The following is a 23190-nucleotide window of genomic DNA, read 5'->3' on the forward strand; positions in this document are numbered from 1 at the left end:
GCGTAGGCGCCCGTCTGGTCGGGACCTCCGCCGTCAGGCCTCGTTGAGCACCTCGGCGCGCCGGGCCCACGGGCCGAAGCGCAGCACCTCGCGGAGGCGCCGATCCTTCAGCAGCAGGAACGGCCGCTCCACCAGGTAGAAGCTCACGGAGGCCAGCACCAGGCTGCCCGCGAACGTGAGCGCCGTGATCTGCCAGACGTTCCCCTGGAAGGGGCCGGCGCCCACCGCGTCCTGGACCTTCTCGAGCACGGCCAGGTGGAACAGGTAGAAGCCGTACGAGACCGTGCCCAGGAACACCAGCGGGCGGAGGCGCAGGAAGGCCCGCACGCCCCCGCGGTGCTGCTCGCCGAACATGGCCGGCAGCAGGAAGAACAGCGACACCGCCCCGTACAGGAGCTGGCGCGACACGTACTCCTTCCCGGCGATCACCCCCGGCTGGGGCGGCGGCTGGAACCGGGTGACGACCGCGAAGAAGCCCAGCGCCACCAGCCAGGACACCGCGGGCATGCGTGCGAACCGGTCGGTGAACCGCCAGCCCGGCAGGCCGAGGGCCTCACGGGCGCTCACCACGGCCAGGGCCATGCCGATGGCGAAGAAGTCGAGGTGCATCGGCAGCCAGAACACCGATCGCGGCGCCCACGAGGGGTCGGACCACACCACGGCGACGCGGAAGGCGGCCCCGCCCAGGTAGAGCAGGGCGGCGCCGGCCAGCAGCACCTGGCTCCGGCGCAGCGGCGCCAGGCCCCGAGTCACCCTGCGGGTGAGCCAGGCCCACAGGGGGAGCAGGGCGTAGAAGGTGACCTCCACGCCGATGCTCCAGGCCTGGGTGATGCCACCGAAGGCGCGGTCGGGGTCGAACGTCTGGGCGAAGCCGTAGTACACGAGCCAGTCGCCGAGGTTCTGCATCTGCAGCCCGAAGAACACGATGACGACGGTGAGGGCGAACCAGTAGCCGGGCACGATGCGCAGGGCCCGGCGCCGGTAGAACCGCCCGTTGGCGACGGGGGACCGCCCGCGGAGGTCGGCGGTCACGAACGGCCGGTAGATGAGGAACCCCGAGATGACGAAGAACAGCGGCAGGCCGACGTCCATGCGGGAGAGCACTGGGCCGATGCCGGGCTTGAAGCTCCACCCCGTCGCGTAGGCGGTGTGGGCCATGAGCACCATGGTCATGCCGATGGCCCGGTAGGCGTCGAGGTTCGGGAAGTGGGTGACCACGCCCGGGGTGTCGACCGGGGGCGTGGGGCTCACGCGGCCACCGCCACGGCCGGGCGGCCGCTGGCCGACGCGGTGCCGCCCAGGCGGCTCTTGAGGCGCAGGAACGGCCGCTCCCACAGGTAGAACGACGCCGTCGCGAAGGCGAAGGTGAGCGCGACGCGCAGCGCGGTGGTGGGCCACAGGCCCCAGCCCAGTCGCCCCTGGTTCGCGATCACGAAGACGGGCCAGTGCCAGAGGTACAGGCCGTAGGAGATACGCCCCACCCAGACCACGGGCCGCAGCCGCAGCGGGCGGGCCAGCAGCCCGCCCGGGGCTGCGGCCAGGGCGGCGATCAGCACCGCAGCCGACACCGTTGCGAGGGTGAGCCCCCACCGGTAGAGGAACAGGTCGCGGGCCGAGTAGCGGAACAGCACCAGCAGGGCGACGGCCGCGGCGCCGCCCAGCACCTGCAGCCAGGGCCGCAGGGCCCGTGGGCCGGGGAGCAGCCGCAGCGTGTACAGGGTGGCCACCAGGCAACCGGCGAGCAGGGCGTCGGCTCGCGTGTCGAGCCCGTTGTAGACCCGTGCGTAGGTGCCGGGCCCGTCGAGCAGGGCGAACCGCAGCAGCGGCGCCCCCACCAGTGCGACGGTGCAGAAGACGAGCACGGCCCGGGGGGTGCGGCGGCCGCCGAGCAGCACCAGCAGGGTGAGGGGCCACACGAGGTAGAACTGCTCCTCGATCGCCAGCGACCAGGTGTGCTCGAGGAGCCCGAGCAGCGGTCGGTCGGTGAGGGCCGCGATCCAGTTCATGGCGTACACCGCGGTGATCCCCGCGTCCTTGGCGGTCTGCACGAACACCGCCGAGCTCTCGGCCAGCCCGGTCCAGAGCAGGCAGGCCACCACCACCAGCACCAGGGCGGGGAACAGACGCAGGGCCCGCCGGGCGTAGAAGCGTCCGAGGGCGATGCCCCCGCGCACCTGGCGCTCCTCGAGGAGCAGGCTGGTGATGAGGAAGCCGCTGAGCACGAAGAACACGTCGACGCCGAGGAACCCCCCGGCGGCGAAGGAGAGCCCGGCGTGGAAGGCCATCACGGCCAACACGGCCACGGCCCGCAGCCCGTCCAGCTCGGGGCGGTAGCCGAGGTGGAAGGCACGGGGGGCCGCGCCCTGCCCGTCCCGCTGATCGCTCATACGACCGCCGGCTCCCGGTCGGCGCGCCGGCCGGCGGCCCGTCGGCGCTCGAGCAGTCGCCAGCCCTGGTCGAGGGCGGCGGCGGCGAGCACGCAGATGGCGACCTCGGCTGGGACGCGAAAGCGCGCCAGCCCGTAGAAGGCCATCGCGGTGAGGGTGACCAGCACCACCGTGGCCACGAGCGGCCAGATCGCCACGCCTCGCCGGTGGAGGACCACGGCGCCGGCCACGGCCAGGGGCAGCAGCGCGCCGTACTGCCACAGGCCGAGCCGCGACGCCCAGGCCTCCCGCCCCTCGCCCTGGTTGTACCAGACCATCTGGCCGGGCTCGTAGACGCTCCACACCCGCCCGACGCGTGCCGCGAGCACGGCCGGGAGCCGGTCGAGGTTGTCCCGGAGGTACGCCACCGCGTGATCCCGGTAGTGGGCCGACACCTGGCTCTGGTCGCCGAAGGCGCGCTCGTCGCCCCCCGGCACCAGGTCGAGCGCGCAGCGCAGGTCCCACAGGCCGATGCCGCCCGAGTAGTACATCGACTCGCAGTTGGCGCCGGCCAGGGTGAGGCCGTCGTTGGTGGAGATGACCACCGGCTCCTCGAACCGGGCCAGGTTGTACAGCGCCCACGGCGCCACCACCGCGCCGGCCACGAGGGTGGAGATCGCCAGCCGCTGCCAGCGCTCGGCGCGGCTCAGCTCCCGTGCCCCCAGGGCCGCCGGGAGCACCACCAGGGGGAGCAGCAGCGCCACCTCGGCCCGGGCCAGGACGGTGACCCCGAGTGCGAGCCCCAGCAGGGCTGCAGCCCTGGCGGAGGGCCGGGCGAGGAAGCGGTAGACGCACAGGAGCACCACGGCCACGCCGACGGTGGCGAGGGACTCCGACATGACGAGGCCGTCGTTCATCCAGAGGTTGGCGTAGACGGCCGCCACGGCGGCTGCGAGCAGCCCGACCCGCTCACCGGCGACCCGCCGCCCGAGGAGGCCGATGGCCGCCACGCCCGCGGCGCCGACGGTGGCCATGGCGAGGCGCTGCGCCAGCAGGCTGTCACCGCTGAGCAGCGACACCGGGGCGAGGAACACGATGGTGAGGGGCGGGTGGTCGGCGGCCTGCCGTCCCGGGTGGAAGGGATCGACGAAGCCCTTGAGGTCGGCCAGGGTGTTGGCCGCCGCGTTGTAGAAGATGGCGTCGCCCATCACCGGCTCGTCGCGCTTGGCCAGCAGCACGTAGAGGACCCGCAGGGCGAGCGCGCCGACGACGATCAGCGCGAGGCGCTTCTCGAACGTGCCCCCCCGGCCCACGTCGCCGACGGGCGCCGCGTCAGGCGGAGATCACGGGAGCGGCACGACCGGTGCCGGTCTCCCGGGGACCGCCTTCCACCGACTCGCCCTCCTCGTGGTACTCCTGCTCGACGTTCACGATCCAGACGTCGTGGCCGGCGTCGTCGAGGATGTTCTCCACCGAGAGCATGGCCGTGAGCATGGAGTGATCCTGGTTGTTGTACTTGTGCATGCCGTTGCGGCCCACGGGGTAGACGTTGGAGGCGTGGTGGCCGAGCCACTCGCGGAGCACGTCGACGTTGTCGCGGTAGCTGGCGTCGTAGACCGGGTACGCCTTGGGCATGCGGACCACGTAGCCCGCCTCGACCATCGACGTGTCGGTGATGAGGCCGAGCCGGGCGAGCTCCTGGGCACCCATGGCCACCAGGTCGTCGTCGTCCATCTCCCACACCGAGTCGCCCACGTTCACGAAGTACTCGAGGCCGAGGCAGGTGCGCCCCTCCTTCACGAGGTAGGGCGACCAGGAGCCGAAGTTCTGCACCCGGCCCAGCTTCACCTCGGGGGAGTGGACGTAGATCCAGTTGTCGGGGAACGCGAACCGCTCGGGTACGACGAGGGCCACGGTGAGGAAGTCACGGTGCTTCAGGCCGTCGGCTGCGCCCAGGACGTGCGCGGGAGGTGCGGGATCCATGGCCTTCACCAGCGAGTTGATGGGCATCGAGGACACGATGTCGCTCGCCTCGTAGCGGGTCGTCACGCCGTCGGTCTCGGCGGTGACGGCCACGGCCTTGCCGCCGGCGTGGTGGATGCTCACGACGCCGGTGTTCATCAGCACCTTGGTCCCTGCCGCCTCCACCTTGTCGCGACACACCTCCCACATCTGGCCCGGCCCGTACTTCGGGTACTGGAACTCCTCGATCAGCGAGGTGATGTCCTTCTGGTTCCGCTTCGGGAGCAGGGAGTTCACGATGGCGTTGAACAGCGAGAGGTTCTTGATGCGCTGCGCGGCCCAGTCGGCCTGGATCGCGGTGGCCGGAACGCCCCAGACCTTCTCGGTGTACGTCTTGAAGAAGATGCGGTAGAGCCGCCAGCCGAACCGTGACGCGGTCCAGCCCTCGAAGGTGGTCATGTCCTTGGGCTTCTTGATCCGCACCCACACGTAGGACATCACGCAGAGGAACGACTCCCAGATGCCCAGGCCGCCGAGGGCGTTCATGGCCTTGAGCGGGTAGTCGAAGAACTTGCCGCGGTAGAAGATGCGGCTCATCCGGGGGCGCATCAGGAAGTCCTCGTCGGGCAGGATCTCGTGCCACAGGTCCTCGACCGGCTGCACCTTGGTGAAGAAGCGGTGGCCGCCGATGTCGAAGCGCCAGCCGTCGCGCTCGACCGTGCGGCTGATCCCGCCGACGACGGAGTCGGCCTCGAGCACGGTCGACGTGACGCCTCGCCGGGCCAGCTTGTACGCAGCCGTGAGCCCCGCGGGGCCGGCGCCGATGATCACGACGTTGCTGCCCCGGGCGGGGCCCGACGTGGTGCCGGTGGGGTCGGCCATGCGGTCTCTCCAGCGATCGTTGGGCGCGGAGAGAGACGAGCTGCCGTCTGGCCCGCGTCCGGGTACCACCCAGGATAGTGAGGGCCCCCTGGCCGGGCCGAATCCCCGCAGGGGCCCGGGCCGGGCCGGCTCCCGCCGGTCCCGCCCAGGGCGGGAGGCGGCCGTGACGGCAGGGTTACGATCACCGGTCGTGCGCACGACCCGGGGCACCGACGTCGCGACCTCGCGGCGCTCGTCGCCCCCCGTGGTGCTCGTGGCCGTCGCGGTGGGGGTCGTGCTGGCGGCCGGGCTGGTGCTGCGCTTCCTCACCCGGTCGCCCCTGTGGCTCGACGAGGCGCTGTCGGTCAACATCGCCCGCCTGCCGCTCGGCGACATCCCCGAGGCGCTCCGCCGCGACGGCCACCCCCCGCTCTACTACGTGCTGCTGCACGGCTGGTCGGCGATGGTGGGTGGCGGCGACGCCGCGGTGCGGGCCTTCTCGGGCCTGGCCGCCGTCGCCTGCCTGCCCCTGGCGTGGCTGGCGGGCCGGCGCCTCGGCGGCACCAGCGCGGCGTGGGCCACCACGATCCTCCTGGCGTCGTCGCCGTACGCGATCCGCTACGCCACCGAGGTGCGCATGTACGCGCTGGTGATGGCGCTCGTGCTCGCCGGCTACCTGCTCCTCGGGGCGTGCCTCGAGCGGTCGACGTGGCCCCGCCTCGCCGGCCTGGCCGTGGTCGCGGGGTCGTTGCTGCTGACGCACTACTGGTCTGCGTACCTGCTGGCCGCCGTGGGTCTGGTGCTGCTGGGGCGGGCCCGCCGCCCGGGCTCCCGCCGGGCCTCCCTGCGGGCGCTGGCGGCCATGGCGGTCGGCGCGGCGCTGATGATCCTCCCGTGGCTCCCGAGCTTCTGGAGCCAGGCGCAGAACACCGGCACGCCGTGGGCCGGCCCGATGCGCCCCACCGCCGTCCTGATGGTCACCGTCGTCGACTTCGGCGGCGGCCCCGACAGCGAGGGGCAGCTGCTCGGGGTGGTGGTGGTCGTCCTCGTGCTCCTCGCCCTCTTCGGTCGGGCGGTCGACCGGCGGACCATCGAGGTCGACCTCCGCACGGTGCCCCAGGTGCGCACCGAGCTGGCCGTGGTGGCCACGACGCTGGTCCTGGCGGTCGTGGCCGCCTACGTCACGTCCAGCGCGTACGCCTCGCGCTACGCCGCCGTGGTGTTCCCCCTCGTGGTGCTGGCCGCCGGTGTGGGCGTGACCCGCTTCCGGGCGCCCTGGGTGCGGGTGGCGGTCCTGGCCGTGGCCGCCACCTTCGGGTTGCTGGGCGGCTACCGCAACGTGGTCGACGACCGCACCCAGGGAGGTGACGTCGTCGCCGCCATCGACGCCGGGGCCGCCGCGGGCGACGTGGTCGCGTACTGCCCCGACCAGCTCGGCCCGGCGTTCAGCCGGGGCCTGCGCGACGACGTGGCCGCGCTCGCGTACCCCACCGGCGACGCGCCCGGGCTGGTCGACTGGCGGGAGTACGCGGCGCGCAACGAGGCGGCCGACCCGGCGGCCTTCGCCGACGAGCTCCTGCAGCTGGCCGGGCCCGACAACGCGGTCTGGCTCGTCTGGCAGGGCGGCTACCGCACGTTCGGCGACGACTGCGAGGCGCTCTTCCGGGCGCTGGCGGCAGGCAAGCCCACGGTCGAGACCGTGGTGGCGGCGGACGGCGAGGTGTTCGAGCCCGCCACCCTCACCCGGTTCTCGGGGCCGTGAGCCGGGGGAGCGCCTCCCTCCGCGGCTGGTGGGAGGAAGGAGGGCTGCGGGAGACCGCCTGGTCGTGGGCCGTCGCCCGCGTGCTGATCGCGGTGGGTGCCCTGGTGGCGGTGGTGATCGCCGACCGGCTGGTGCCCGGCGATCGGCCCCTCCAGCTGCACCAGGGGCTGTTCATGTGGGACGGCGAGTGGTACCGCCAGATCGCCGAGGGGGGCTACCGCACGCTGCCGGCCGAGGCGCTGCGCTTCTTCCCCCTCTACCCACTCCTCGGTCGCCTGGTCGGCCTGCTCGCCGCCGGCCGCCCGGCCGTGGGTCTCGTCGTCGTCGCCAACGCGGCCGCGGTGGCGGCCGGGCTGGTGCTGCACCGCCTGGCCCTGCTCGACCTGCGCGACCGGGCGGTGGCCAGGCGGTCCGTCTGGCTGCTGGCCCTGCTGCCGCCGGCGTTCGTGCTCGCCTTCGCCTACGCCGAGGCCCTCATGCTGGCCCTGGCCATGGGCACCTTCCTGGCGCTCCGGCGCGAGCGCTGGTGGGTGGCGGGCCTGCTCGGCGCGCTGGCCGGCGTGAGCCGGCCCATCGGCCTGCTGCTCGTGCTGCCCGCCCTGGTGGAGGTGCTGCGGGGCGCGCGAGGGGTGGCGTGGCGAGGCTGGCCGGCGCGCGCGGCGGCGGTGGCCGGGCCGGCCGTGGGCACCGTGGCGTACCTGGCGTGGGCCGGTGCCCGGTTCGGGGACTGGCTCGAGCCGCTCCGGGTGCAGGAGCAGTTCCGGGGTGAGGCCGTCGACCCGGTGACCCGGCTGGGCCAGGGGATCGGCGACCTGTTCGGTGCCGAGCGCCTCGGCGACGGGCTCCACCTCCCGTTCGCGATCGCCTTCGTCGTCCTCGTCGTGCTGGTGTTCCGGTGGCTGCCGGTGTCGTACGGCCTCTACTCCGCCGCGGTGCTCGTGATGGCCCTCAGCGCCGACAACCTCAACTCGCTCGAGCGCTACGCCATGAACGCGTTCCCGATCGTGCTGGCGCTGGCGGTGCTCACCCGGCGCCCGCTGGCCGAGCAGGTCGCGTACCTCGTGTGCGCCGGGGGCCTGGTGGGGCTGACGGCCCTGGCGCTCACCGGCGCCTACGTGCCCTAGCGGCTCCGTTCGCGCTCGCGCCCGCGTTCGCGTCGCGTCGGCGGCGTGTAGGGCGGCGTGAGCGCGTTCGAGACGCGGGCGTGGGGGTCTGCGTCGCGTCGGCGGCGTGTGGGACGGCGTGAGCGCGTTCGAGACGCGGGCGTGGGGGTCTGCGTCGCGTCGGCGGCGTGTGGGACGGCGTGAGCGCGTTCGAGACGCGGGCGTGCGGGGGGATCAGGCGGGCTCGTCGAGCTGGGCGCGGGCCCAGCGGTAGTCGGGCTTGCCGCTCGGGCTCCGGGCGATGTGGCCGCGGTACACGAACGCCTTCGGCAGCTTGTAGCGGGCCAGGTGGCGTCCGCACTCGGCCCGCAGGTCGCCCTCCAGCTCCGGGCTGGCCGCCCAACCGGGCCGGAGCCGGACCACGGCGACCACCTCCTGTCCCCACCGGTCGCTGGGCCGGCCGACCACCAGCGCGTCGTACACCGCCGGGTGGTGCTTGAGGGCGTGCTCGACCTCCTCGGCGAAGACCTTCTCGCCGCCGGTGTTGATCGTGACCGACTCGCGGCCCAGCAGCTCGATGCTCCCGTCGGCCAGCAGCCGGGCCCGGTCCCCGGGCACCGCGCAGCGGGCGCCGTCGATCACCGGGAAGGTGGCGTCGGTCCTCGCCGGGTCGCCGAGGTAGCCGAGGGGCACCCGGCCCGACTGGGCCAGCCAGCCGACCTCCGGGTCGCCGGGCTCGAGGATGCGCCGGCGGTCGGCGTCGACCACGCACGCCCCGGCCGAGCGATCGAACACGCCGGTGCGGGCGCCGGCCTCTCGCGTGCTGGTGGTGATGCCCTGGCGGCCGGACTCGGAGGACCCGACGATGTCGACCACCGCCACCTGGGGGAGGAGAGTGAGCAGGTCCTGCTTCGTCGACGCCGACAGCACGGCGCCCCCGCTGGTCAGGTGCCGCAGCGCCGACAGGTCGTAGGGGCGGCGTCGCAGCGCGTCGATCAGGGGCCGGGCGAAGGCGTCACCCACGATCTGCAGCGACGTGACCCGCTCACGCTCGGCCGTGGCCAGCACGTCGCCGGCGTCCCAGCGGTCGGTGCGGTCCTGGATCACCACCGTGCCGCCGGCGAGCCAGGCGCTCATCGCGTTCCACTGGGCGGCGCCGTGCATGAAGGGAGGCGACGGGAGCGCCCGCGGCCCCCCGCGCCGTGCTGCGTCGGCGACCTCGGCGACCGTCTCGATGTCGGTGCCGTCACGGCGGCGGACGCCCAGTGCGGCCACCAGGAAGTCGGCCTGGCGCCACAGCACCCCTCTGGGGCGTCCCGTCGTCCCCCCCGTGTACAGCACGTACAGGTCGTCGGGCGACCACGAGGCCTCCAGGGCCGGCGGCAGCGCAGGTGACACGCCGGCCAGCGCGTCCTCGTAGGGGATCGCCCCGCGGAGCAGCGGCTCGCCCGAGCCGTCGTCGACCTGCAGCAGCAGCCGGGGGGGCTCGGACCCCGCCAGCGCGGTGGCCAGGGTGGGGGCGAAGGTGCCGTGGAACACGACGGCGGCGGCGGCAGCGTCGCCCAGCAGGTAGGCCAGCTCCTCGGCCGTGTAGCGGTAGTTGACGTTGAAGGGCGCCGCCCGCGCCTTCATGGCGCCGAGCATGGCCTCCAGGTACTCCGTGCCGTTGTGCAGGTAGAGCGCCACCAGGTCCTGCCCCGCCTCCCAACCCGCCAGGGTGGCCCGCTCCCGCCGGCACCCGAGCCCGTGGGCGTGCAGCACGGCCGCCACACGCCGCGACCGCTCCGTGAACGCCAGCCACGACAGCCTTCGGTCGCGCCACACCAGGCACTCGCGCTCGGGCACCTCGGCCGCCACGGCCTCGTGCAGCAGGGGGAGGTTCAGCTCCACGGGGAGCAGAGCGTACGGGCCCCGGCCGGGCGGACGCGCCGACCCCGCGCGAGGCTGAGCCGACCCGCCCAGGAGGAGCCGCCCGTGCCCACCGTGCTGTTGGAGAAGGTCACCCCGCAGATCGCCGTCTGCACGCTCAACCGACCCGAGCGGCTGAACGCCATGAGCCACGAGCTGGTGGCCGAGCTGCACGCCGCGCTCGACGAGGTGGCCCACGACCGAGCCTGCCGGGCCGTGGTGCTCACCGGCTCCGGCCGTGGCTTCTGCAGCGGACTCGACCTGAAGGGGTCCGGTCAGGCCCCGGGGATCGAGGGGCTCGGCACTCCCCAGTCGGGCATGCGGGCCCAGCAGCACATCGCCCGGCTGATCCCCCATCTGCGGGCCCTGCCCCAGCCGGTGATCGCCGCCGTGAACGGCCCGGCTGCGGGCGGGGGCTTCGCGCTCGTCCTCGGCTCCGACATCCGGATCGCGGCCGAGTCGGCCCGGTTCAACGTGGCGTTCGTGCGCATCGGGCTGTCCGGCTGCGACATCGGGGTGAGCTGGCTGCTGCCCAGGCTGGTCGGGGCCGCTCGGGCCCACGAGCTGCTGCTCACCGGCCGGCTCATCGACGCCGCTGAGGCCGAGCGGATCGGGCTCGTCACCCAGGTGGTGCCCGACGGGCAGGTGGTCGACGCCGCGCTGGCCAAGGCGGAGGAGATCTGCGCCAACAGCCCCTTCGGGGTGTGGATGACGAAGGAGGTCATGTGGTCGAACCTGGAGGTGCCCAGCCTCCACGCCGGGATCGACCTCGAGAACCGCACCCAGATCCTGACGACCTTCACCGCCGACATGCGCGAGGCGGTGGCCGCCTTCCTCGAGAAGCGCCCGCCCCACTTCGAGGACCGCTGATCCCCGTGCGGTGGTGGCGCGTCGGCGGCCCGCGGGTCTCGGGCGACCCCCGGTCGGCCAACGGGGCGTCGTCGTTCCACCTCTGGTGGGGACCGCTCGGCGCCGAGCCCCTCGTCGAGGTGAGCGTCCGGCTCGAGGTGGTCGTCGCCCCCGCGGTGCCCCGGCTCTACTTCTGGGCGCTCCAGGCCGGGTTCCACGACGGGCACCGCCCTCGGGGGGCTGCGCACCTCGGCCTCCAGTGGCACCCGTCGCACCCGGGGAGCCGGGCCGTGAACTGGGGCGGCTACCGGGACCCGCTCGACGGCGGCGGCGAGCTGCGGGGGAGCTTGCCGTCGGCGCTGCCCAGCGCCACCCGCAACCCGAACACCCGCGACCTGGCCTGGCAGCCCGGCCGGCCCTACCGGCTGCGGATCTCGCCGGCCGGCGCGGGAGCGTGGCGGGGCGAGGTGATCGACGAGGTGGGCGGTGTGCCGGTGGTCGTCCGCGACCTCGTCGCCCCCGGCGACCGCCTGACCGGGCCGGTGGTCTGGTCGGAGGTGTTCGCCCGCTGCGAGCATCCGTCGGTGGAGGTGCGCTGGAGCGGGTTCGAGGGCCGCACCGCGGCGGGCGAGGTCCGCCGCCCCGAGCGGCTCACGGTGACGTACCAGTCGCGGGTCGACGGCGGGTGCGACAACACCACCGTGGTGGCGAGGGACGGGGCCGTGTCCCAGGTCACCTCGACCGAGCGCTCGGTGCCGCCCGGCTCGGTGATCTCGCTCTCCGACGACGGCGCGCCGTCCGGAGGGAGCTAGCCGGGGAGCGGCGTGGCGGGCGGTCGCCTCAGGAGCCGGCCGGGGCCGGGGCCGGGGCCGGGGCCGGGACGCCGGCGTCGCCCCACTGCGAGGGCAGGTGCCACCCGAGCTGCTCGAGGCCGGCCAGGCCCGACCAGGCCAGGGCCACGATCAGCTCCGCGGCCCGGTCGAGCTCCATCTGGGGCTGCTCCACCCAGCCCAGCACGGCCGCCTCCACCAGGGCGATGACCCCGCGGGCGACGAGCTCGGCCTCGGCGCCGCCGCCCAGGCGGTCGGCCACCAGGCGGAGGCTCTCCTCCTGGCCCACCCGCAGCTCGGGGAGCGGGGACGAAGCCGGGTGGGTGAGGGCGGCGCCCATGGTCTCGGTCGCCGCCAGGTGGTGCGAGCGGGCGTACACCAGGTAGGCGCGCACGATCTTGGCCACCGCGTCGTGCATGGTCTCGGTGCCGTCCAGCACCCGGCCCATCTCGGCCTGCAGGTGGCGGACGTTGCGCAGGTACACCGCGGCGATCAGCCCGTGCCGATCGCCGAAGTAGTTGTACACGAGGGCCCGTGACACGCCCGCGGCTTCGGCGATCTCCTCGAAGGTGACGTCGGCGGGGTCGCGGCCGTGCAGGACCACCACCGCCGCCTCCACGATCTGCTCCCGTCGCGTCTCCCGGTCGAGCCGGGTGCGGCTGCGGACGGTGCGGTCCAACGAACGGTGCCCGGGTTCGGCCGCGCTACGGCGTGGGCGCAGCCGGCGGGCCGCCCACGCCGGCCGCTGGTGGGTCCGTGGGCACCGGCGGGGTGACGGCGGGCTCGGCGCGCGTCTCGCTCCCGACCGGGAAGTGGCAGGCCACGAAGTGGCCGTCGCCCACCTGCCGGATCTGCGGCTCCTCCTGTTCGCAGCGCTCCTGGGCCTTCGGGCAGCGGGTGCGGAACCGGCACCCGCTCGGAGGGAACAGCGGCGACGGCAGCTCGCCCTGGATCACGGCCTCGGGATCGGGCACGACCGACGGATCCGGGACCGGGATCGACTTGAGCAGCGCCTCCGTGTAGGGATGGGCCGGCTCGCTGTACAGCAGGTCCGGCGGCGCCACCTCGCAGATCTTGCCGAGGTACATCACCGCGACCCGGTCGGACACGTTCTTCACCACGGCCAGGTCGTGGGCGATGAAGATCATGGTGAGCCCGTAGCGGGCCTTCATGTCCTCGAGCAGGTTGAGGATCTGGGCCTGCACCGACACGTCGAGAGCCGAGACGGGCTCGTCGCAGATGATCACCTTGGGGTCGAGCACCAGGGCCCGGGCCACGCAGATGCGCTGGCACTGGCCGCCCGAGAACTGGTGTGGCCGCCGGTCGGAGGCGGTGTCGGGGTCGATGCCCACGGCCTCCAGGGTCTCCCGGACCCGCTCGGCCTTCGAGGCGCCGTTGGGGGCGCCCCAGATGTTCAGTGGCTCCCCGACGATGTCGCCCACCTTGCGCCGCGGGTTGAGCGACGAGATGGGGTCCTGGAAGATCATCTGCATCTTGGGGCGGAGAGCGCGGAGCTGCTCACCCTTCAGGCCGGTGACCTCCGTGCCCTCGAAGAACACCTTGCCGCCGGTGGGTGGCGGGAGCTGCATGATCGCCCGCCCGGTGGTGGACTTGCCGCAGCCCGACTCGCCGACGAGGCCGAGGGTCTCGCCGGGGAGCACGTCGATGCTCACGTCGGACACCGCGTTCACCTTGAGCCCGGTGCGGCCCACGGGGAACTCGACGACGAGGTGCTCGACCCGCAGGAGGGCGTCCTGCGGGTCGCGGAGGTGGGCGGTGCCGCTGCCGGCCACGGCTACACCACCACCGGCTCGGCCGCGTGCGCCGGCGCCGGCGAGCCGGGGTGCTGCCGGGGCCCGCTGCCGTCGGCGAGGGCGAGCGCCGCGGGCACGCGGGCGGCCACGTTGCGGTCGAAGGCCTCGTGACCCTCCGGGGTGCCGACCGGGAACCAGCAGGCGAAGGTGTGCCCGGGGGTCTCGGCCTCGCGCAGGGGTGGCGCCTCCTGGCGGCACTTGTCCTGCGCATAGGGGCAGCGGGGGCTGAACGCGCAGCCCGGCGGCGGGTTGACCAGGTCGGGCGGCCGGCCCCCGATGGCCAGGAGCCGGGTGTGGCTGGGGTCGCCGATCTTGGGGATCGAGTTGATGAGGGCCTCGGTGTACGGCATCCGCATCTCCGAGAACAGCACCGGGGTGGGCGCCTTCTCCACGACCTTGCCCGCGTACATGACGGCGATCTCGTCGGCGCGGCCCGCCACGACGCCGAGATCGTGGGTGACGAGGATCATCGCCATGTTGCGATCACGCTGCTGATCGCCCAGCAGGTCGAGGATCTGGGCCTGCACGGTGACGTCGAGGGCCGTGGTGGGCTCGTCGGCGAACAGCAGGTTGGGGCCGCAGGCCAGGGCGATCGCGATGGTGACGCGCTGGCGCATGCCACCCGACAGCTGGTGCGGGTACTCGTTGAGCCGTCGGGACGGCTCGGGGATCCCGACCGAGGTGAGCAGGGCGAGGGCCGTCTCCTTGGCCGCGTCCTTCGGCATGTCGAGGTGGTGGGTGAGCGACTCGGTGATCTGCTGGCCGATCTTCATCACCGGGTTCAGCGACGTCATCGGGTCCTGGAACACCATCGCCATCTCGGTGCCCCACACCTGGCGCATCTCCGACACGGAGAGGGCGCTGATCTCGACGCCCTTGTAGACGACCTTGCCGGAGCGGATCGTGTTGCGGCGGGGGAGCAAGCCCATGATCGACCGGGACAGGATCGTCTTGCCCGACCCCGACTCGCCCACCACCCCGAGGGTCCGGCCCCGGTCGAGGGTGAACGACACGCCGTCGACGGCCCGCACGGTCCCCCGGTCGGTGTGGAAGTGGGTCCGGAGGTCCTCGACCGTGAGCAGCGGGCCGGAGGTGGGGGCCCGCGTTCCGGCGAAGGTGGCCAGGATCTGCTTGCGGCTCACAGGCCGGTGTCCTTGATCTGGAAGCGGGCGGTGAAGATGTCGCCGAGCAGGTTGAGCGAGAGGATCGTCACGAACATCACGGCTGCGGGGATCAGCGAGATCCAGGGCGCGTCCGACAGCTCCTCGCGGCCCTCGTTGATCATGAAGCCCCACGTGGGCGTGGGCGGCTGGACCGACAGCCCGAGGAAGGCCAGGGCGCCCTCGGCCACGATCACCACCGCGATGGCGATCAGCGAGAACGAGATCATGGGCGGGACCACGTTGGGCATGACCTCGCGGAAGATCACCCGCCCGTTCTTGGCGCCGAGCGACTTGGCTGCCAGCACGAACTCGCGTTGGCTGAACACGAGCGTGTTCGCCCGCACGATCCGGGTGAGGGCCGGGATGGCGAGGATGCTGAGGGCGATGATCACGTTCCAGGTGCTGCGACCGAGGAAGGTGACGATGGTGAGGGCCAGGATCAGCGCCGGGAAGGCCAGCATCACGTCCATGGCCGAGACGATCGTCGACTCCAGCCGGCCCCGGTAGTAGCCGGCCACCAGCCCGAGCAGCCCGCCGATGATGATGCCGAAGAACACCGCGACGAAGCCGATGCTGAGCGACACGCGGGCGCCGTAGACCACCCGGCTGAAGATGTCCCGGCCCAGCTGGTCGGTGCCGAACCAGTGATCGGCCGACGGGGCCTGGGCCAGGTCGGCGGAGATCTTCTGGTAGCTCTTCACGAAGGGCAGCACGTCGGCGAAGACGGCCACCAGCGTGAGCACCACCAGCCAGGCCGCGGCCATCCAGAACGTGACCTTGACGCGCTTCTTCCTGGGCTGGATGCCACCGCTCGCCACCGCCTCGACGCGGTAGACGCCGGCGGGCTCGTTGAAGATCGCCTCGGGCCCCTCCATGTCGCCTTCGGGCTCGAGGCGCTCGTCCTCGTAGGTCGGCCGCAGCTGGTCCTCGAGGGGGCCGTCGGGGCCGTCGGGCTGGAGGAGGACCTCCTCGTCCGACGTCGAGCTAGGCGATGGCTCGGGCATGGCGGATCCTCGGGTCAAGGGCGGCGTAGAGCATGTCGACCAGGAAGTTCACGAGCACGAAGCCGATGGCGATGACGGTCACCGCGCCCTGCACGACGACGTAGTCGCGCTGGAAGATCGCCGTGACGATGAGGTTCCCCATGCCGGGCAGGCCGAAGATCTGCTCGACGATCACGGCTCCGCCGATCAGGGCGCCCACGTTCACGGCGGCCACCGTCAGCAGCGAGAAGCTGGAGGGCCGCAGGGCGTGGAACAGCAGGATGCGCCGGGTGGGCATGCCCTTGGCCCGGGCCATGGTGATGAAGTCGTTCTGGAGGGTGGCCAGCATGTCGGTGCGCAGCAGCCGCTGGTACACCGCGATCTGCCCGAGGGCCAGCGTGAGCGCGGGCAGGATCATGGTGCGGACGTGCTCGACGGGGTCGTCGAAGAAGCCGACGTAGCTCGACAGCGCCGGGAACCAGTTCAGCTGCAGCGCGAACAGGTACACGAGCAGCACGCCCAGGATGTAGTTGGGGATGGCGAGCAGCCCGAAGGTGATGGTGTTGGACGAGCGGTCGAACACCCCGCCGGAGCGGTACGCCGTGAGCACCCCCAGCGGGATGGCCACGACCAGGGCGATGAGCATGGCGTAGGCCATGATCAGGATGGAGATGGGGAGCCGCTCCTGGATGAGCTGCGACACCGGCACCTTGCTGGCGTAGGAGTCGCCCAGGTCGCCCTGGAGGGCGTTGCCCAGCCAGGTCAGGTAGCGGACGGGCAGCGGCTTGTCGAGGCCGAGGTCTTCGCGGACCTGGTCGATCTGCTCCTGCGAGGCGCCCGGCCCGGTGATGGTGAGGGCCGGGTCGCCTGGCAGGAGGTTGATCATGAGGAACGTGAGGAAGCTGACCACCAGCAGGACGACGACGAGCTGGATGACCTTCTGGCGGACGTAGCGCATGGCTGGACCTCGGCCTCGACGCCGCTAGCGGGCTACTGCTGGATCCAGACGGACTGCGGGAAGAACGACCCGGAGGTCGTGCCCACCGCGTCGGCCACGGGCGTGCCGTCGACGCTCACGTAGTCCTCGATGCCCATGACGCTGGTGGTGTGGGGGATGGCCCAGATGGTCCACGTGCCCCAGAGGTTGTAGCACTGCTCGGCGAACTGCTCGTTGATCGCCTCCGCAGCGGCCTGGCGGGCGGCCGGGTCCGGGTTGGTGCGGATGATGTCCAGGTTCTCGTCGATCACGTCGTCCTTGATGCGCCCGAAGTTGAGGGCGAGCTGGCCCACCGGGAGGGCGTTGTCCGACGTCCACCAGACGTACTGGCCGTCGGGGTCGGACCCCCCGTGGTTGCGCCACAGGAAGACCTGGAAGTCGCCCTGGAGGGCGGTGACGATGAACTGGCCCTGCTCGATCTGGTCGATCGAGATGTCGATCCCCGCGTCCTTCCACATCTGCTCGATCAGCTGGGCCGTCTGCAGGTTGGTGGCGTCGTTGGTGGTGGCGTAGGCGAGCTCGATCGGCCCGTTCTCGGCCTCGTACTCCTCGACGAGGGCCTTGGCCTGCTCCACGTCGTAGGTGGGGTACCCGGTCTCCTCCAGGTAGCCGACCTGCTCGGGGGAGTAGGGGCCGTTGGCGATGGGCGCGACGCCCGCGCCGGTGGCCTGGCGGATGGTCTCGACGTCGGTGGCGTAGGCGAGGGCGCACCGCACCCGCTGGTCGGTGAGGGGCGAGCCCTCCTGGGTGACGTGCATCAGCCAGTAGCCGGTCTCACCCCACCGGGCCGCCTCGATCATGGGGTACTCGGCCGCCTGCTCCCGCAGGGTGGCGATGGTCTCGCCCGTGGTGGTGTGCATCACGTCGAGGTCGCCGGCCAGCAGGGCGTTCTCACGGGTCTTCCCGTCGGGGATGATCCGGTACTCGATCGAGTCGAGGTAGGGGTAGCCCTCCTGCCAGTAGTCGGCGTTCTTGGTGGCCTTGAAGCTCTGTCCGACCTGGTACGAGTCGAACACGAACGGGCCGGTGCCGACCGGCTGGCTCTCGAGGCTCGGGTCGCTGTCGGCGGCCGCCAGCCACGTGGGCGAGGCCATGTAGCCGATCTGGGCGGACAGGTAGTAGTCGAAGGCGACCCACGGGCGGCTCATGGTGACGTTCACCTTCATCGGGTCGGCCGGGTCGACCTCGATGGCCGTGACGTCGCTGAGCACCTTCCCGGTGAGGAAGCTGGCTTGCTGGCGGGTGAGGTTGTCGGCGATGGCGGCGCCGTCGAAGGGCGTGCCGTCGTGGAACGTGACACCCGGACGGGCCGTGATGGTCCAGACGGTGAAGTCCGCGTTGGGCTCCACCGTGGCCAGGTTCGGGATGACGTTGCCGTCCTCGTCGATCAGCGTGAGCGGGTCGAAGACGACGCGCATCACCGCGTGGCACGAGACCGCGCACACGGCCTTGGAGGGCGTCCACGGGCTGGAGGTGTCGGCCTCGATGCCCATCACCAGCGAGCCGCCCGGGGTCGGCTCGCCGGCCGCCTCGGTGGTCTCGGTGGTGCCGCCCCCGCCGGCGGTGGTGTCGGTTCCCCCGCCGCCGCTGTCGTCGTCGTCACCGCCGCAGGCAGCCGCGACCAAACCCAACGCCAGCAGCACGGCGAGCAACCGCCAGACCAGCGTGCGAGACCCCGAGCGTGACCGCACCGGCATCCACTCCCCCCGAAGGAATCCGGCCGGGGCGCCCTGCCCCGGCGTTGCACTCAAGACCGCCTCCCGGCCGCCTGTGACGGCCGGCACAGCCGGCACCGGCGACCGTAGGGCGCAATTGCCATCCTGTCAACTAGCCGCGCGGCGGCCCCACCGCTCGACGGCCGGGCCGGTGGCGCGTGCCCACCACCGGCCCGGACGGGGCGTCACTGGGCCAGCCACACGCTCTGCGGGTTGATCGCCCCCGGGAACCACGCGCTCACCGCCGTGGGCGTGCCGTCGGGCGCGCTGAACCCGTCGATGCCCATCACCTCGGGGACGTGGGGCAGGCCCCACACCGTCCAGGAGCCCCAGAGGTCGTAGCACTGCTCGCCGAACTGGCGGTTGATCGCCTCGGCGGCCGCGGTGCGGGCCGCGGGGTCGGGGTCGCCGTGGATGATGTCGAGGTTCTCGTCGATCACCGGGTCCTTGATGCGCCCGAAGTTGAGGGCCAGCTGGCCCACGGGGAGCGCGGTGGACGAGTGCCACCAGATGTAGTCCTGGTCGGGGTCGGGCCCACCGTGGTTGCGCCAGCCGAAGGCCTGGAAGTCGCCCTGGAGGGCGGTGACGATGAACTGGCCCTGCTCGATCTGGCCCAGCTCGACGTCGATGCCGACGTCCTGCAGGTACTGCTGGACCAGCTGGGCCGTGAGCAGGCCGGTGGTGTCGGTGGTGACGGTGTAGGTGATCTGGATGGGCCCGTTCTCGGCCTCGTACTCGTCGACGAGGGCCTGGGCCTGCTCGGGGTCGTACGTGGGGAAGCCGGTGTCCTCCAGGTAGCCGGGGCGCTCGGGCGAGTACGGGCCGTTGGCGATGGGCGCGACGCCGGCGCCGGTGGCCTCGTTGATCGTCGGGGTGTCGAGGGCGTACGCCATCGCGCACCGCACCCGCTGGTCGGTGAGGGGCGAGCCCTCCTGGGTGACGTGCAGCAGGGTGTACGTCGTCTCGGCCCAGCTGGTGATCTCGGGCATCGGGTACTGGTCGGGCTGGCCCCGGAAGAAGTCGATGACCTCGCCGCCGCCCGTGTGCATCATGGTGATGTCGCCGGCCACCAGGGCGTTCTGGCGGGTCTTGCCGTCGGGGATGATGCGGAACTCGATGGCGTCGAGGTAGGGGTAGCCCTCCCGCCAGTAGTCCGGGTTCTTGGTGGCCTTGAAGCTCTGGCCGACCTGGTACGAGTCGAACACGAACGGGCCGGTGCCGACGGGCTGGCCCTCGAGGCCCGGGTCGCTGTCGGCCGCCGCCAGCCACGTAGGCGATGCCATGTAGCCCACCTGCCCGGTGAGGTAGATCGGGAACGCCACCCACGGCCGGCTCATGGTGACGTCGACCTTCATGGGGTCGGCCGGGTCGACCTCGACGGTCTGCACGTCGGCCAGGATCTTGCCGGTGAGGAAGCTCGCCTTCTGGCGGGTGAGGTTGTCGGCGATGGCCGCGCCGTCGAAGGGCGTGCCGTCGTGGAACGTGATCCCGGGCCGGGCCGTGATCGTCCAGACGGTGTAGTCGTCGTTGGGCTCGACCGACTCGGCCAGGTTCGGCACCGGCGTGCCGTCCTCGGCGAGGAGCATGAGCGGGTCGTAGACGGCCCGGGCGACGGCATGGCCCGACACGGCCATCACCGACTTGGCCGGCGTCCAGGGGCTCGACGTGTCGGCCTCGAGGCCGAACACCAGGGTTCCCCCGGGCACGGGCTCGCCGGCCACCTCGGTGGTCGCGGTGGTCCCGCCGCCGGCTGTGGCGTCGGTGCCGGCGCTGCCGTCGTCGTCGTCATCGCCGCCGCACGCGGCCGCGACCAGCCCGAGGGCCAGCAGTGCGGCCAGCATCCTCCAGGCCAGCGCGTGCGACCCCGGACGGATCCGCTTGCCCATCGCGTTCCCCCTCCTCCCGCCGCTGCCACTGCCCGACGGCCGGACGTGACATGTGGCACATGCGGTGCGGGGAAGGTAGCAGTCGCGCCCGGCTCCCCGCGACGGCCCGAGCCCCTGGCCGACGCGCCCCGGGCACTACGGTCGGCGCCGATGGGCGCCGGGATCGACGGGCTGGCTGATCTCCTCGTGCAGCCGGGCGAACCGCCACGGCTGCAACGGCGGGACCCCAGCGACAGCCTCGGGCTCGAGAGCAGGGAGCAGGCGGCCGAGCTGCTCGAGGGCCACCGCCAGGAGCTGGCCCTGCTGCAGAACCGGCTCTGGGCGGAGGCCGGCCGGAGCCTGCTGCTGGTGCTGCAGGGGCTCGACGCGTCGGGCAAGGACGGCACGATCCGCAACGTGTTCAGCGGCGTGAACCCGCAGGGCTGCCGGGTGGCGTCGTTCAAGGTGCCGGTGGGCGCCGAGCTCGCGCACGACTACCTGTGGCGGGTGCACGCGGTGTGCCCGGCCCGGGGCGAGATCGGCATCTTCAACCGGAGCCACTACGAGGACATCGTGGCCGGGCGCGTGCGCGGGTCGGTGCCCGACGACGTGTGGCGACGGCGGTTCCGTCACGTGCGCGAGTTCGAGCGGATGCTCGCCGACGAGGGCACGTCGACCGTGAAGGTGTTCCTGCACCTGTCGCGCGACGAGCAGCGCGAGCGGCTCCAGGCGCGCCTCGACGACCCGGAGAAGCGCTGGAAGTTCCGCCTCGGCGACCTCGACGACCGGGCCTGCTGGGACGACTACACCCGGGCCTACGAGGAGACGATCGAGGAGACGTCGACGGCGTGGGCCCCGTGGTACGTGGTGCCGGCCGATCACAAGTGGGTTCGCAACGTGGCCGTCGGGTCGCTGCTCGTGCACGCGCTCCGCGGGCTCGACCCGCAGATCCCGGCGAACCCGGAGGACCTCTCCGGCGTCGTGATCGACTGAAGCGGCGCCCCGGCCGCCCCCGCCCCCGCCCCCGCCCGTCTCGATCGCGCCGACGACGCGTCGGGAGTCGTGCGCGCGATCGAGAGCGGACGGCCGCCGTCTCGATCGCGCCGGCGACGCGTCGGGAGCCGTGCGCGCGATCGGGACGGTGGGGCTGTGGCAGCCGGGCACCGGCGGCGCGACCCCGACGGCCGTGGCGGTCGCTGGCGACGGACCCCCCTGGTGGCGCGAGACTGCCGGGTGGCGAGCGGAGCGCCGGCCGTTCCACCCGGGAGGAAGCGACCGGGCGGGGCGGCGCCGACGGGGGCGACATGGCCGACACCGGCAACAGACAGGTGCAGACACGACCGGGCGACGACCCCGAGCTGGCGGCCCGACGGGCCGCGGCCGAGGCCGCGAGCGATGCCTGGGAGCAGGCCCGCGCCCTCGTCGAGCTGGCCCTGGCGCTGCGACAGCGGGGCGAGCCGGGCGAGGCCCTCGACACGGTCGAGGCGGCGCGGGTGCTCTACGGCGACTTCGAGGCGCCCGAGGAGGTCGGAGCCTGCGACCGTCTGGCCGCGCGGCTGCTGGTCGAGCTGGGCCATCCCGAGGAGGCCTGCGACCGGCTGGAGGAGGCCAGCGCGGCGCTCGACGCGGCGCTGGCCTCGCCCACCGCTCGGGCCCGGTGCCACGCCCAGCTGGCCACGGTGCTGCGCGGCCTCGGCTACCTCGAGGACGCCGCCGACCGGCTGTTCGCCGCGGCCGAGGCGTACCTCGAGGCCGACGAGGTGGTCGCGGCCGGCGCGTGCCGCCACGATCTGGGCCTGGTGCTGGCGGCCCTGCACCGGCCGGACGAGGCCGAGCCCCAGCTGCTCGAGGCCCGGCGCATCTTCCTCGAGCGGCGGCGCCGCCGCGAGGTCGCGGTGACCGCGTTCAACCTCGGCACTGTGCTGCACGACCAGGGCCGGCACGACGACGCGGTGGAGCGCCTGCTCGAGGCCCGGTCGATCTTCGCCGCGACCGGCCAGGAGATCGAGGCCGCCGGGTGCGACCAGAACCTCGGCGTGGCCCTGGCCGACGACGGCCGCCCCGACGAGGCGGTGCCGCGCCTCGAGGCAGCTCGCGCCGTCTTCGCGGCGTCGGGCCGGCCGCGGAACGCGGCGGCCTGCGACCACGACCTGGCCATCGTGCTCGGGGGCCTCGGTCGCGACGACGAGGCCGACGCCCACCGCCGGGCCGCTGCGGCGGCGGGCGTGGGCGCCCCGTCGGGCACCTGAGCGCCTCCGGGCGGTCCGCCGGGTCGCTGGTCTAGGGTGCGCCGGGCTCGGCGCGGGTCGGTCCCGGAGGTGGAGCCGTGCACACGGAGATCAGCTACAGCCCGGCGTTCGCCCTCGCTCGGGTCCGGCTGGATGCCGGCGAGTCCGTCGTGGCCGAGGCCGGCGCCATGGTCGGCATGTCGGCAGGCGTCGAGGTGAAGACCCAGAGCCGGGGTGGCGTGATGGCCGGCCTCAAGCGCTCGGTCCTCGGCGGCGAGAGCTTCTTCATGAACACCTTCACCGCGTCGACCGCGGGCGAGATCACCTTCGCGCCGGCGCTCCCCGGCGACATCGTGGTGTGGGAGCTGTCGGGTCAGACCGTCTTGCTCACGTCGGGCTGCTACCTGGCGTCGGCGGCGACGGTCGACGTCGACACCAAGTGGGGGGGCGCCAAGACCTTCTTCAGCGCCGAGGGCCTGTTCCTGCTGAAGGTGACCGGCGCCGGCACGCTGCTCGTCTCGAGCTACGGCGCCATCGAGGCCAGGGACCTGGCCGCCGGCGAGACCTACACGGTCGACTCGGGGCACGTCGTCGCCTTCGCCGACACCGTGCAGTACGCGGTGAACAAGTTCGGCGGCTGGAAGTCGACGTTGCTCGGCGGCGAGGGCCTGGTGGTGCAGCTCACCGGACCCGGACGGATCTACATCCAGACGCGCAGCCCGCAGGGCTTCATCGACTGGATCACGCCGCTGCTCCCGACCCAGCGGTCGTAGCGGCACACCTC

At 72.9% G+C, this 23190-nt stretch carries 19 protein-coding genes; 7 read left to right on the plus strand and 12 right to left on the minus strand.

Features of this window, described 5'->3' with window-relative positions; all coding sequences use genetic code 11:
• Positions 1–33: 33 nt before the first annotated feature.
• Genes IPM45_00875 through IPM45_00890 form a run of 4 tightly spaced genes read right to left on the minus strand, consistent with a single transcriptional unit; the run spans position 34 to position 5210 of the window.
• Positions 34–1251 carry an acyltransferase gene (locus IPM45_00875; GenBank protein MBK9178121.1) on the minus strand — a complete coding sequence of 406 codons (1218 nt, stop codon included), beginning with the start codon at positions 1249–1251 and terminating at the stop codon, positions 34–36.
• The gene (locus tag IPM45_00880) at positions 1248–2387 is read right to left on the minus strand and encodes an acyltransferase (protein MBK9178122.1); all 1140 of its coding nucleotides are present in this window, start codon (positions 2385–2387) and stop codon (positions 1248–1250) included. The genes IPM45_00875 and IPM45_00880 overlap by 4 nt, the downstream gene beginning before the upstream one ends.
• Complete coding sequence (locus IPM45_00885) at positions 2384–3679, minus strand: glycosyltransferase family 39 protein (GenBank protein ID MBK9178123.1); 1296 nt, start codon at positions 3677–3679, stop codon at positions 2384–2386. The genes IPM45_00880 and IPM45_00885 overlap by 4 nt, the downstream gene beginning before the upstream one ends.
• Before the next feature lie 19 nt (positions 3680–3698).
• Positions 3699–5210 (minus strand): NAD(P)/FAD-dependent oxidoreductase, encoded by a 1512-nt coding sequence (locus IPM45_00890; GenBank protein MBK9178124.1) that lies wholly within the window; start codon positions 5208–5210, stop codon positions 3699–3701.
• Between the two features lie 190 nt (positions 5211–5400).
• Between IPM45_00890 and IPM45_00895 the strand changes: the two genes are divergently transcribed.
• Both IPM45_00895 and IPM45_00900 read left to right on the plus strand, forming a co-directional pair.
• Complete coding sequence (locus IPM45_00895) at positions 5401–6951, plus strand: glycosyltransferase family 39 protein (GenBank protein MBK9178125.1); 1551 nt, start codon at positions 5401–5403, stop codon at positions 6949–6951.
• Positions 6948–8075: a hypothetical protein gene (locus IPM45_00900; protein ID MBK9178126.1), complete on the plus strand. Its 1128-nt coding sequence runs from the start codon at positions 6948–6950 to the stop codon at positions 8073–8075. The genes IPM45_00895 and IPM45_00900 overlap by 4 nt, the downstream gene beginning before the upstream one ends.
• Before the next feature lie 213 nt (positions 8076–8288).
• Here IPM45_00900 and IPM45_00905 read toward each other — a convergent pair whose 3' ends face one another.
• Positions 8289–9944 (minus strand): acyl-CoA synthetase, encoded by a 1656-nt coding sequence (locus IPM45_00905; GenBank protein MBK9178127.1) that lies wholly within the window; start codon positions 9942–9944, stop codon positions 8289–8291.
• Positions 9945–10028: 84 nt separating this feature from the next.
• Here IPM45_00905 and IPM45_00910 point away from each other — a divergent pair, with 84 nt between their 5' ends.
• Together IPM45_00910 and IPM45_00915 are read left to right on the plus strand one after the other, a co-directional pair.
• Positions 10029–10832, plus strand: a complete 804-nt coding sequence (locus IPM45_00910) for an enoyl-CoA hydratase/isomerase family protein (GenBank protein ID MBK9178128.1) — start codon at positions 10029–10031, stop codon at positions 10830–10832.
• Between the two features lie 5 nt (positions 10833–10837).
• Positions 10838–11623 (plus strand): hypothetical protein, encoded by a 786-nt coding sequence (locus IPM45_00915; GenBank protein ID MBK9178129.1) that lies wholly within the window; start codon positions 10838–10840, stop codon positions 11621–11623.
• Positions 11624–11651: 28 nt separating this feature from the next.
• Here the strand turns inward: IPM45_00915 and IPM45_00920 are convergent, their stop codons facing one another.
• The 7 genes from IPM45_00920 to IPM45_00950 all read right to left on the minus strand — a co-directional run bounded on the left by IPM45_00920 (position 11652) and on the right by IPM45_00950 (position 20199).
• Positions 11652–12320 carry a TetR family transcriptional regulator gene (locus IPM45_00920; GenBank protein ID MBK9178130.1) on the minus strand — a complete coding sequence of 223 codons (669 nt, stop codon included), beginning with the start codon at positions 12318–12320 and terminating at the stop codon, positions 11652–11654.
• A gap of 25 nt (positions 12321–12345) precedes the next feature.
• Positions 12346–13434 carry an ABC transporter ATP-binding protein gene (locus IPM45_00925; protein MBK9178131.1) on the minus strand — a complete coding sequence of 363 codons (1089 nt, stop codon included), beginning with the start codon at positions 13432–13434 and terminating at the stop codon, positions 12346–12348.
• A gap of 2 nt (positions 13435–13436) precedes the next feature.
• A complete protein-coding gene (locus IPM45_00930) occupies positions 13437–14582 on the minus strand; it encodes an ABC transporter ATP-binding protein (protein ID MBK9178132.1) in 1146 nt (381 codons plus the stop codon).
• Between the two features lie 11 nt (positions 14583–14593).
• Positions 14594–15622, minus strand: a complete 1029-nt coding sequence (locus IPM45_00935) for an ABC transporter permease (GenBank protein ID MBK9178133.1) — start codon at positions 15620–15622, stop codon at positions 14594–14596.
• Positions 15603–16559, minus strand: a complete 957-nt coding sequence (locus IPM45_00940) for an ABC transporter permease (protein ID MBK9178134.1) — start codon at positions 16557–16559, stop codon at positions 15603–15605. Before IPM45_00940 ends, IPM45_00935 begins: the two co-directional genes overlap by 20 nt.
• A gap of 32 nt (positions 16560–16591) precedes the next feature.
• Positions 16592–18295 carry a hypothetical protein gene (locus IPM45_00945; protein MBK9178135.1) on the minus strand — a complete coding sequence of 568 codons (1704 nt, stop codon included), beginning with the start codon at positions 18293–18295 and terminating at the stop codon, positions 16592–16594.
• A gap of 203 nt (positions 18296–18498) precedes the next feature.
• Positions 18499–20199 (minus strand): hypothetical protein, encoded by a 1701-nt coding sequence (locus IPM45_00950; GenBank protein MBK9178136.1) that lies wholly within the window; start codon positions 20197–20199, stop codon positions 18499–18501.
• A gap of 150 nt (positions 20200–20349) precedes the next feature.
• Here IPM45_00950 and IPM45_00955 point away from each other — a divergent pair, with 150 nt between their 5' ends.
• The 3 genes from IPM45_00955 (at position 20350) to IPM45_00965 (ending at position 23179) form a co-directional block, all read left to right on the plus strand.
• Positions 20350–21171: a polyphosphate kinase 2 family protein gene (locus IPM45_00955; protein MBK9178137.1), complete on the plus strand. Its 822-nt coding sequence runs from the start codon at positions 20350–20352 to the stop codon at positions 21169–21171.
• A 311-nt stretch (positions 21172–21482) separates the two neighbouring features.
• A complete protein-coding gene (locus IPM45_00960; protein MBK9178138.1) occupies positions 21483–22427 on the plus strand; it encodes a tetratricopeptide repeat protein in 945 nt (314 codons plus the stop codon).
• A gap of 77 nt (positions 22428–22504) precedes the next feature.
• Complete coding sequence (locus tag IPM45_00965; GenBank protein MBK9178139.1) at positions 22505–23179, plus strand: TIGR00266 family protein; 675 nt, start codon at positions 22505–22507, stop codon at positions 23177–23179.
• Positions 23180–23190: the final 11 nt, after the last annotated feature.

This window comes from Acidimicrobiales bacterium (assembly GCA_016716005.1).
GTDB lineage: Bacteria > Actinomycetota > Acidimicrobiia > Acidimicrobiales > JADJXE01 > JADJXE01.